This window comes from Arthrobacter sp. FW306-1B-G06A (assembly GCF_058781765.1).
Map to the genome: position 1 here is coordinate 58,371 of NZ_JBYSXB010000031.1, position 9,038 is coordinate 67,408.

The 9,038-nt window shown below is 60.2% G+C and carries 14 protein-coding genes; 5 read left to right on the forward strand and 9 right to left on the reverse strand.

The features are described 5' to 3' along the window. The first annotated feature begins 380 nt into the window (after positions 1-380). Together AC3WJM_RS16220 and AC3WJM_RS16225 are read left to right on the forward strand one after the other, a co-directional pair. The gene (locus tag AC3WJM_RS16220; RefSeq protein WP_492272380.1) at positions 381-584 is read left to right on the forward strand and encodes a hypothetical protein; all 204 of its coding nucleotides are present in this window, start codon (positions 381-383) and stop codon (positions 582-584) included. 79 nt (positions 585-663) lie between these two features. After that, positions 664-822: a hypothetical protein gene (locus AC3WJM_RS16225; protein ID WP_492272381.1), complete on the forward strand. Its 159-nt coding sequence runs from the start codon at positions 664-666 to the stop codon at positions 820-822. Positions 823-1,077: 255 nt separating this feature from the next. Here AC3WJM_RS16225 and AC3WJM_RS16230 read toward each other — a convergent pair whose 3' ends face one another. The 9 genes from AC3WJM_RS16230 to AC3WJM_RS16270 all read right to left on the reverse strand — a co-directional run bounded on the left by AC3WJM_RS16230 (position 1,078) and on the right by AC3WJM_RS16270 (position 7,186). Then, complete coding sequence (locus tag AC3WJM_RS16230) at positions 1,078-2,112, reverse strand: DUF4192 domain-containing protein (RefSeq protein WP_492272382.1); 1,035 nt, start codon at positions 2,110-2,112, stop codon at positions 1,078-1,080. Between the two features lie 315 nt (positions 2,113-2,427). Beyond that, complete coding sequence (locus tag AC3WJM_RS16235; protein ID WP_492272383.1) at positions 2,428-3,432, reverse strand: hypothetical protein; 1,005 nt, start codon at positions 3,430-3,432, stop codon at positions 2,428-2,430. Beyond that, complete coding sequence (locus AC3WJM_RS16240) at positions 3,432-3,917, reverse strand: hypothetical protein (protein WP_492272384.1); 486 nt, start codon at positions 3,915-3,917, stop codon at positions 3,432-3,434. Before AC3WJM_RS16240 ends, AC3WJM_RS16235 begins: the two co-directional genes overlap by 1 nt. Further along, on the reverse strand, positions 3,904-4,797 hold the full coding sequence (locus AC3WJM_RS16245) for an oxygenase MpaB family protein (RefSeq protein ID WP_492272385.1): 894 nt from the start codon (positions 4,795-4,797) through the stop codon (positions 3,904-3,906). Before AC3WJM_RS16245 ends, AC3WJM_RS16240 begins: the two co-directional genes overlap by 14 nt. A 124-nt stretch (positions 4,798-4,921) precedes the next feature. Further along, positions 4,922-5,434 (reverse strand): SRPBCC family protein, encoded by a 513-nt coding sequence (locus tag AC3WJM_RS16250; protein ID WP_492272386.1) that lies wholly within the window; start codon positions 5,432-5,434, stop codon positions 4,922-4,924. Between the two features lie 539 nt (positions 5,435-5,973). Continuing rightward, positions 5,974-6,300, reverse strand: a complete 327-nt coding sequence (locus AC3WJM_RS16255) for a DUF2283 domain-containing protein (RefSeq protein WP_492272387.1) — start codon at positions 6,298-6,300, stop codon at positions 5,974-5,976. A gap of 23 nt (positions 6,301-6,323) precedes the next feature. Then, positions 6,324-6,554 (reverse strand): DUF4258 domain-containing protein, encoded by a 231-nt coding sequence (locus AC3WJM_RS16260; protein ID WP_492272388.1) that lies wholly within the window; start codon positions 6,552-6,554, stop codon positions 6,324-6,326. After that, the gene (locus AC3WJM_RS16265; protein WP_492272389.1) at positions 6,551-6,949 is read right to left on the reverse strand and encodes a DUF6941 family protein; all 399 of its coding nucleotides are present in this window, start codon (positions 6,947-6,949) and stop codon (positions 6,551-6,553) included. Before AC3WJM_RS16265 ends, AC3WJM_RS16260 begins: the two co-directional genes overlap by 4 nt. A 69-nt stretch (positions 6,950-7,018) precedes the next feature. Then, complete coding sequence (locus AC3WJM_RS16270; RefSeq protein WP_492272390.1) at positions 7,019-7,186, reverse strand: helix-turn-helix domain-containing protein; 168 nt, start codon at positions 7,184-7,186, stop codon at positions 7,019-7,021. A gap of 217 nt (positions 7,187-7,403) precedes the next feature. On the opposite strand from AC3WJM_RS16270, the gene AC3WJM_RS16275 reads away from it, so the two are divergent. From AC3WJM_RS16275 to AC3WJM_RS16285, 3 genes are all read left to right on the forward strand, one after another. Next, positions 7,404-7,790: a hypothetical protein gene (locus AC3WJM_RS16275; RefSeq protein ID WP_492272391.1), complete on the forward strand. Its 387-nt coding sequence runs from the start codon at positions 7,404-7,406 to the stop codon at positions 7,788-7,790. A gap of 214 nt (positions 7,791-8,004) precedes the next feature. Then, on the forward strand, positions 8,005-8,235 hold the full coding sequence (locus AC3WJM_RS16280) for a hypothetical protein (RefSeq protein WP_492272392.1): 231 nt from the start codon (positions 8,005-8,007) through the stop codon (positions 8,233-8,235). Positions 8,236-8,290: 55 nt separating this feature from the next. Next, positions 8,291-8,470: a hypothetical protein gene (locus AC3WJM_RS16285; RefSeq protein ID WP_492272393.1), complete on the forward strand. Its 180-nt coding sequence runs from the start codon at positions 8,291-8,293 to the stop codon at positions 8,468-8,470. Positions 8,471-9,038: the final 568 nt, after the last annotated feature.

The following is a 9,038-nucleotide window of genomic DNA, read 5'->3' on the forward strand; positions in this document are numbered from 1 at the left end:
TAACCACCACGCACACAGCCACGCACAGTCACCGAAGCAACAAGACGGGCATTCTGCTCCTACAGGAGATTGTTGCCCTGCGACAACGACTTTCAATCGCGTTATCCCGTGCCGGTAGCAAAGTGGCACCCGACGAAGAACGGTGCGCTCACTCCATCAATGTACTTTCCGGGAACCCAAAAGCGCTGGTGGCTTTGCCGTGCCGGGCACAGACGACGGTAATCGGTGTATGGCCGCCTGGGCGCAGCTGCAGCCACGAAATCCCGTCGCGCACCCGAGGGCTTCCAAAAAACGGAGCAAGAGAAACGGCCCGCCAGCAGCGTCTAATCCTTCGTCACGTCCATAAGAGCCCCGAATTGAACGAAAGAACGAGAGCAATCATGCCCACAACCAGCTCAAGGATCACCATCAAAGTTGAGGACCGCGCATCAAGGGACCGGCAACTTGAGCAGACGTGTGCCCTGCTCCGCCAGGAAGCGACAGATCACGGCATCGTCGTAACCAGGTTCGACCACGCTACTTTCGAGGTTGCCCTCAGCCCCGACGTTCCGTTCGGCCTCACGCGCGAACTTGATTTGCTCTGACTCAGAGCAGGCATCGCGTGTCACAGACACCGGCTCAAGCACCAGCGCCCTGTGCTGGAAGCGCCGAAAGGACAGTTTCATGACCGATCCGCGACAACGCGACCCGTACCTGGTGGAAGAACAGCATCATGAAGAGGTTGAGAAGCACCCCCTGTTGATTTGGGCAAGTATCAGTCCGGGCGACGTCGTGTCGCTTCGAGGGCTCGGCGCCCGGGACTCGAGCGATACAGTCGAGTGAAGACTAGCCGCAGGATTGTCAGGTTTTGGGGTATGGAGCCGGACACCCAGACCAGGCCATGTGCCGGGCGACGAGTGCACCAGCGTGTACGCGTCGCCGACACCAGCCCAGCCTTGGTGTCGTGGTCGTCCCAGGCGATCTCCGGTTTGCCGGTGCGCGTGGAGTCATACCCCGTAGCGTGTGCGCCGAGCAGCTCCTGGCCGCCGGACGCGGCACGGTCGAATCACTCAGTGACATCCACCAATGGATGTGTCGTCACTCCGCCGCCAAACCACGCATCCTGTATGCCGTGCTTTTGTCCATGTTCCAGCCGGCGATCATTCCGTTGCCGATGAGTTGGTCACTGAGTTTGGCCAGACGGTAGCCGGGGTCGGCTTCGAGGGCGAGTTCGAGGTATTGGTGTGCTTTGCTGCCGCGTCCTTCCCACCAGCTGATGTAGGCGATGGCTGTGAGAAGCGGTGCCGCGTGCTTTGTGCTGCTGTTGGTGTAGGCGTGGAGCAGGACCTCTTCGGCCCAGGTGACGCGGGACCATTGCGGTTTGTCGGGAGTTTGGGCCAGCAGGATCCCTTCCATGGGGCCGTCGACGCCGGGGATGTCTGCCATGAGTTGGTCGCGGATGGCGGGGAATTGGAAGTCGGCGATCAGTGCGACAGTCTGTTCATCGCTCGGGTAGCTTTTCGCCTCGAGGATGTCTGCCCAGAGGGTGCGGGCCTTTTCGATGGCGCGGTAGTCGCGGGTGACGCGGATCGATGCCATGTGTGCTTCGACGTCGTCGAAGGTCGCTGTCTCCTTGGGCGAGGCCGGCAGGGTGATGCGGCCGCTGGGTGCGACGGCGCTTCCGCGGTAGACGAGTTCGGCGTTGATTTCGCTGGAGTCGATCATTGACAAGGGTAAGGCGTACGGGAGTTCGGGGTCGTCGTCGAACGGTGAGACTGTTTCGTCGTCGACGAGAAGGCCGTCCTTGATGGTGATGTCCCGCTCGGCCAGGGCCCCGGTGAGGGCGGCGACCATCGCTGCGTAGGGTTTGGTGTGTCCGGTGGCAGGGGTGGCTGAGGTGTAGACGGCGAACAGGGCACTGGTTGCTTTGGGGTCGTTGGCGAGGTAGCCGGCAACGGTGCGTGCGTAGGCGAGTTCGCCGCCGTCGTGCTTCGGCAGGTCAACGCGGAGGGTGGCGCCGATGCGGTTGGTGTCGATCGTGATGCACACGAGACTTTCGTGGGGCCAGAAGCCCAGGGTGTGGCCGATGAAGCTGAGGACATCGGCGGGTGTTTTGATGGTGAGCGTTTCCACGGTGATTCTCCTTGAAGGGCAGCCGTTCAGTTTTCGGCGTCGTTCTGATAGCGGAGCCACCGCTGGGCGTGAGGGGCCGGAGTGCAACTTGGGGTACCGGGAGCGGTCCAAAAGTTCGCGAGGAATCAAGCGACGCAGGAGCGCCGAACGAAGTTTTGGGTTGCGGCCGGCGCGCAGCGCCCTGGTTGCGCGGAGGTCCCGCCCAGCAACGATCGAAGATCAGAATGACAAACAGCGATGATTCCTATGGCTGTCCATGGCCGGGGCGTGGCTGCGCGGCATGACGCCTCGGCATCTTGTTCTTTCGGCGGGAATCTAACGGGTGAGCCTTGTGCCGGATCGCCTTTCGAGCGCGAGCTCTGCGCGTTCGACGACGGCCCGGTCGTGGGCGTCGAGTCGTCCGTCGGCCGCGGGGGCGGCCATTTCGCAGTCGCGGATTTCGACCAAGCGGCGGTGGAGCTGCGTTTCCGCATGCCGGCTGAGCACAATGAGTCGAGTGGTTCGTCGATTCTCGAGGATCAGCTCACGTTGGCTGGAGGCTATACGGTTCCAGATCGGCCCGATTTCCAAGAGCAGAAGCCGGACATGGAGCACGAAGGTGCCGTGTTTGAGGTGACCTGCGAGCCGGGGGAGAAGCAAGCCCAGGCTGACAAGGATAACGGCGAAGGTTTCGCCGACCCAGTACAGGAGCGTCAGGACAGCCGCGGCGGTGCTGGAGGTACCGTCATATTTCGTGACGAACCCGTAGAGCAGGCGGTCGAGGAGGACCAGGGCGAAGAGGAGGCATCCGATGGCGATGAGGAGGAAAGCCGAGCGGAAGGCTGGTCCTCGCATGCTCGGGAGATATTTGTGGCACACCCGTGCGATATCGAGGCAGATCCACATGATGAACGCCGACCCGGTCCAGAGGAACACCGCCATGCCGGGCTGGTCCCCGTAACTCAGGGGAAGGTTCGGGTCGGTGACAAGGGTGCGGCTGGCAAGGAATCCTGCTGTCACTGCGGAGCACGAGATGACCGCAGCCCACCGGCCGAAGGCGAGTTGCCGGCGTCGTGCTTCAACATCGCCGACCGCCGCAAGCAAAATGGCGGTCCGAAACTGCCAGAATCCCAGGAGCAACGACACGAGAGTGGCCAGGCCGACGCGGTTCCGTCCACCGAGCATTGCGTCGACCCCGTAGTAGACGGCGGGGATGTAGAGGGTGCAGGCGATTGCGGCGAGGATGGTCGCGCGGAAGACGCTGCCGCGGTGGGGATCGAGCGCGGCGGGCAGTCGGAGGATCGTCAGGATCCAGAGCGTGGCTGCCGGGACGTATTCCATCAGCCGAAGACTTGACGGAACGCCAGTGGCTCCGGTGGGGTGCCGGCGTCGCTGTTGATGATGCGGGTTGCGAGCTGATCGGCGAGGGCTTCGGCGGCGAGTTCGGCGTCGTCGGTGTAGCTGCTGCGGGCGAGGGCGCGCAGCACCATTTCGCCGTCGAGGTCGGGGAGGAGGGCTTTGACCAGTTCGCTGCTGATGCCCTCAAGGTCGTGGTCGAGGATCATGTGGCTGAATTCGTGGAGGATGATCTGTTGCCGGTGCCAGTCGGATTTTGTCGGGGCGTGAAGGACGACGTCCCGGTCCTCGCAGATTAGCCAGACCCCGCACACTTCTTCCTTGGCTAGTTCGGGAAGCTCCGCAACCGTGACGGTTCTGCCGCGCTTTTGTTCCAGTTTCTTGTGGATGGCCTCGAGCGTGGCGTCGTTGGGCAAGCTGAACGCGTGTTCGGCCTTCCTCGCTACTTTGCGGGCGTCACGGTAGTTCATTGTCGGCGTGGGCGGGGGAGTGCGGAATGTTGACCGGACCGATCTGGTCCAGGGAATACCCGCCGGGGTACAGGCTCGAGCCTGCGTCGCCGGGAGTGAAATGCGGTTTTGTTTTCAGCGGACGGTGGCGGGTGATTGCGTTGCGGACAGCGAATCCGGTCGTGAGGGCGGACTGCGAGATCCGGCCCGACCGGGGGAGTCCGAGTGCATCGGTGAGGCGGTCGTCGTCGAGCATGGTGCTGATCATCCGCTTCGCCACGGGGCGCAGCGGGACTGGCATGCGGTCCTGGAACACCTGGACGGTGGCGTCCATCAGTTGCTGGCCCTGGGGCGACGGCGCGACGTAGGCGCTCTCATAGTGGTCGAAGAAGACTTCGGCTTCTTCGTAGGTCGCAGGCATGGCGGTGATGTTCATGCGCGTGCCCAGTTCGGTGAAGAAGCGTGAGGCGGCCGCGAGCTCGGCCGCTGCCGGTTGGCGCCAGGCATGTTTCTGGATCCACCGGATCGGCACAATCAACAAGGTGAGAAGGACGTAGAGGAAGTCGTCCTTGCTGCCGGGGACGTTGCGGTGCACCCGGTTCAGCAACTCGACCACCTGTTGGCTGCGGTCGCTGTCAAGGCCGCAGGCGATGAGTTCGTAGATGACAATGGCGGTGTCGTATGAGCGTTTCATGGGGCGCTGTTGGATCTCGGCGTTGGTGTGCAGGGTCTTTGCGATGTCTGGGATCGCGAAGTTGCGGTAGTACGAGAGGAAGAACCCGAGTTCCATGTCCGCGGCGAGATCGAAAAGGGCCATCTGGCGGAAAGTCGCTTCCCAGTCGTCAGGGGGAGCGATTTCCTGGCGGTAGAGGCTCGCGGCGAGGGTGGCGTCGATGTTCACAGTGTCCCCCGTTCGCCGTGCTCTAAGTTCGCGTTCGAACCCGGGGCTTTCGCTCCCCAGGTAAGCTGACCTATTCCATCGTAGAACCGTGGCGTCCTAGTGGCTAGTTAACTTGTAGACGGGTCTACTTCTTGTGTTTTGCGGTGCGCTCGGCCAAAGCCCGGCGAAGACCCTTTTCCCCCCGGCGCATCATCAGGGTGTGGGCTGCGGTGAAGGCCGGGGCCGCGATCGGTGTCAGGAGATTCATCCAATGTTGAGTTGGGCGGACCTTCCATTCGATATCCATGCGCGTGGCTGTGCCGTCTGCTCCTTGACCGAGAGTGACCCGGCCGGTGCCTTCGAGATGGCCGCCGGCGTCGAACTCAATCTCCGTTGGGGTGACGACCATTGTTGGGTGAATGCTGATCGTGAGGGTGTAGCCCAGGACCGCCTTGAAGTTGAGGTAGGAGGTCGTGGCCTTGAGGACGTCTTCCGGGGAGTCGCCTTTTGGCTCGATGCGGACGAGCGGCGCGGCGAAGCTGCAGTCCGGCCACCAGCTGGGCCAGCTCATGTCGACGTCGGCGATGATCGCCCAGACTTGCTCAATTGGGAATGGGAAGTGCCATGTTGAATTGAGATCGAAAACGCGAGGGCTCATAAGGATATTTTGGCACCGAAGCAGAAGGCACAGACAGTTCGATACCTCAGGTTGGCGTGAACATGACTTGGTGGATTTGCTATGCCAGGCTGTTGAAGTCTAGGAGACACTGGGGCTGATCTTGTGCCGCGCCCAGAAACATTCGGGATGCCGGTCTTTGAATGTATACGCTCCGAGAGACAGGCTATGTCACTGTTCGTGAACACGCTGCACTCCCCACCGAGGAGGTCGGAGACCACATCGAGCTTCTTTTGAAGCACTGAGCGATCTGTCGATCACTCGCGCGGGTATCGGCGAAGGCGCGGAGTCGTGAAGCCCTGGTTGGGACTCTGCCCCTGCCCATAGCTGGATCGACTAGGACGCGGGGGAGCTGATTTACAGTGATTTCACCACCGTGATCGGCTGGCGTCGTCTGTTGCTTTTGGTCCGGAATCTAGGCAAATTTCCCATCTCCGGGCTTACCGGTGTGGCTGGTCATATCCGCTAGTGCGTGGGGGTGCGTGCTCACGGGGTGATCACCTCAGTGATCGAACGCTGACCTATGCAGGAGTTAGCTCACGCGCCGAGGAACGGATACTGCTGTCCGTTCCTACGGTTACCGACAGGAACCCACTGATGCTCGGCTGAATCTTGCGGAGCCTCTCAACAAGTTCCGAGCGAACATGGTAGGTCTTGTTCAGTTCGTCAAACGGAATTTTTGCCGTCAGCCTTAGAACTTCAATCCCGATAACCACGCGGAACTCATCTAGATCCACGAGCACGTGCTCAGCTATCTCAATAGTTTCCTTAACCGGAGCGTCTAGCAAAGCGATGTACGCCGCGTCTGCCTTGTAGTCCACTTCCACGCGGATGCTGTAGTCGTTCATGATCTCGACTCCTTTCAGGCCATCTACGATTTCCAGTAGGCCGTCACTACGTCGATTGTAGCTTGGCTTCCCACAGTATCTGACAAACATACCTGTAAGGTACGACCGTCTGGCACGGTACCGATATAACAAACTGGCGCCGATTTACCCGGCACTGACGTATTCCAATGCTCAAGGGCAGCGCGCACGTCTTCTTCAGTGATCCCACGCCGCCGCATCTGGTTACGAGCGTGGAATGAGAAGTTGAGCTTCACGAGCCTTCGCTGCCCAACGCTAGGTCGAAGGCAAGCCGTCTGACCTGAACGCCATCCAACTCGATTACCACTTCATACAGCCCCTCAGCCATCAGAGGAGCACCGAGACCTACGGCAAATGTTAGGCCGATCTTGCCGTCGTAAGGGCGGGCTGGCTGGGTCGACAATGTTGAGTCCACGCCTATTTCCAGGCCTTCAGCTGGCGAGCGGAACTTGATCGACAGTGTGGGTGCCGGTTCCGATTCTGCAATGCGTACCCTTCCTGCCACGTAAAGCAGGTGATTGACCGGAAGTGTTTGCGTCAGAACATGCGTGTAGCTAGCACCGACCACCGTGAGTTGGTTGTTTTCCACCTTGGCAAATTCAGCCAGGAATGCGTAGTCCAGTTCAGCCATGGTTGAAGACTACATAATCGCCCGCCGTCCCGCCTGCACCATCTCACCGGCTTGCCTTCGGCTGCCGCCTCACATGGACGCCGGTGCAGCCTTCTTCCGCCAGTCCTCGACGTCGGACCACGGGATCCTCGTCGGGGACGTGCGCCCTCCCTTGCCGGTCTTGTACGCGTTGGGGAAAGCGCCTCGCCTGGCGAGGATACGGACGCTTTCCGGATGAAGATTCAGAAACTCGGCCACTTGATTTATCTTTGCGTCTGGGCGCCCCGTGAGAATTGCCATGGTCCCGAAGCTACAACGGAGTACGGCCATCCCCAGTTATTGGTTCAAGTTTCCGCGATTTCTTGGTGCAAGTTTCCGCAAGCTCCCATTTCGAGTTACTTCAAGTTGGTCTTGATGAAAATGAATTGCACGCTCTCGCTATTAAATCGGTGTTGCTGCCCATATGATCGTGCTCATGAAATCAATATTGGGGGTAGCTGGCGCCTTGCTGCTGGCGGTTTCTGTAGCATCGTGCGGCTCCACCGCGGCGGGAACGTCGTCGAGCTCGCCGACTGCGACGGCTAAGCCGACAACCTATTGCGGGGAAACAGCCTCCGCGATTGCCGTGCTCATCCCAGGCTGCACGGACGTCAAGGTCGGCGACGTGGCCAAGGGCGGCCCGGATCTCGCATCCACGGCCTCGTGTGTGCTAGGCGGCCGCACGATCGACGTCAATAGTTGGCGTGACAGCCAAGCGACAGACAGCATGCGAGGGGTGATCAAAGCCAACAAAGCCGAGGTGTACTACGCGAGTGGCAGCGGGTGGACCGCTCACGTCAGACGAGACATGTCGTTCCAGTAACAAATCACGAACCAGGCAGACAAACTCTTGGCCGTGGCCTTTGCCAAGGAGACGCCGCCGGACCCGGACCTGAGAGGCGAACAAGAAGTGTCCAAGACGATCTCAGACGCCCTGGGTGGGATCGTGGAGCACTACCAGCTCACTTCAGGTTCCTAGCCGATTCTTCACAAAGTAGGCTGTCATTGGCGCACACGTACATAAGGGGGAATCGTCTATGTCACTCAAGGAACTGCTACCAGACGACAACGAACGGGCGGCATTCGTCGAAAAATTCACCTTCGCAAGTGCAAAGGCCATGCGCGATCTTCGCGAGGAGAATGCCGGCCTTACGCAAGAGCAGGTCGCGGACGAACTGGATCGGCGGATCCGGCAGCATATCGGTTCAGGTTTTCCGCTGCCGCGGCCACAACTGATGCAGCTCGCCAAAGACGTGCTTAATCCGTAGGTCCAGCTCGGGCAACCGGGGCCCTTTCCCGAATTACAAACAAGAAGGAGTTTTCATGCACCTCTTCAGCATGGCATTCGATGATATGAATGCGCTCGACCTCAGGCACGACAAACTGACGATAGACCAGCAGCTAAAGGTTGCTGAGATCAAGGCCCTTCTGTCCATCTCTCAAGAGCTTTCGGCGATTCGTCACCTCGGGGTCAACCCTGAGTTTGATGACTCATCGGACTAGAACTCGCGGAAATGCCGTTGTCCGACCGGGACTATTCACAAATATAGAGCGTCACGGAGTATTCTCGGGGTCATGGATAACGGCGAACCCCCTTTTGTTGTTGAGTGCCACACCTGCAAGCGAGCAGATACCCTCAGCGTGGTCCCGTATAGCGAATGGCAAACCTGGACCGACGACATCATTCCACCATCAGAAATACATGCGGTTTGGAAATGTGCTGCATGCAAGGGCTACACCGTTCTAGCCAACGGGTGGCTCCCGGTCGGCCCTCAAGCGGTGGCCGATTCCCACTAGGAATCCGGGCCCGTGAGCTGATTCCGTATCAGCAGGCACACTGGCCCGGCCCGTGGCAGGGATTCTTCCTTTCGCGCGGACGTGCCGGGATGTACCGCGTTCTGCCCACTCCCGCGGAATTGCTGTGGGGGCGCCCCCGGTTGCGCGGAGAAATACCCCTGCAACAGGCAACAAAGATCTATCCGCCACACGTTTACCGGCTCATCGCATTTGAGGGTGTAGCGGGGGTGGGCGCGTCGTTGGCCGGATAGGGGTCGAGGTCTTCCGATGATGG

What these genes read in the sequence shown, in the direction of transcription:
- AC3WJM_RS16220 (WP_492272380.1), top strand. Translation starts at nt 381, where the DNA reads ATGCCCACAACCAGCTCAAGGATCACCATCAAAGTTGAGGACCGCGCA.
- AC3WJM_RS16225 (WP_492272381.1), top strand. Translation starts at nt 664, where the DNA reads ATGACCGATCCGCGACAACGCGACCCGTACCTGGTGGAAGAACAGCAT.
- AC3WJM_RS16235 (WP_492272383.1), bottom strand. Translation starts at nt 3,432, where the DNA reads ATGGAATACGTCCCGGCAGCCACGCTCTGGATCCTGACGATCCTCCGA.
- AC3WJM_RS16240 (WP_492272384.1), bottom strand. Translation starts at nt 3,917, where the DNA reads ATGAACTACCGTGACGCCCGCAAAGTAGCGAGGAAGGCCGAACACGCG.
- AC3WJM_RS16250 (WP_492272386.1), bottom strand. Translation starts at nt 5,434, where the DNA reads ATGAGCCCTCGCGTTTTCGATCTCAATTCAACATGGCACTTCCCATTC.
- AC3WJM_RS16255 (WP_492272387.1), bottom strand. Translation starts at nt 6,300, where the DNA reads ATGAACGACTACAGCATCCGCGTGGAAGTGGACTACAAGGCAGACGCG.
- AC3WJM_RS16265 (WP_492272389.1), bottom strand. Translation starts at nt 6,949, where the DNA reads ATGGCTGAACTGGACTACGCATTCCTGGCTGAATTTGCCAAGGTGGAA.
- AC3WJM_RS16275 (WP_492272391.1), top strand. Translation starts at nt 7,404, where the DNA reads ATGAAATCAATATTGGGGGTAGCTGGCGCCTTGCTGCTGGCGGTTTCT.
- AC3WJM_RS16280 (WP_492272392.1), top strand. Translation starts at nt 8,005, where the DNA reads ATGTCACTCAAGGAACTGCTACCAGACGACAACGAACGGGCGGCATTC.
- AC3WJM_RS16285 (WP_492272393.1), top strand. Translation starts at nt 8,291, where the DNA reads ATGCACCTCTTCAGCATGGCATTCGATGATATGAATGCGCTCGACCTC.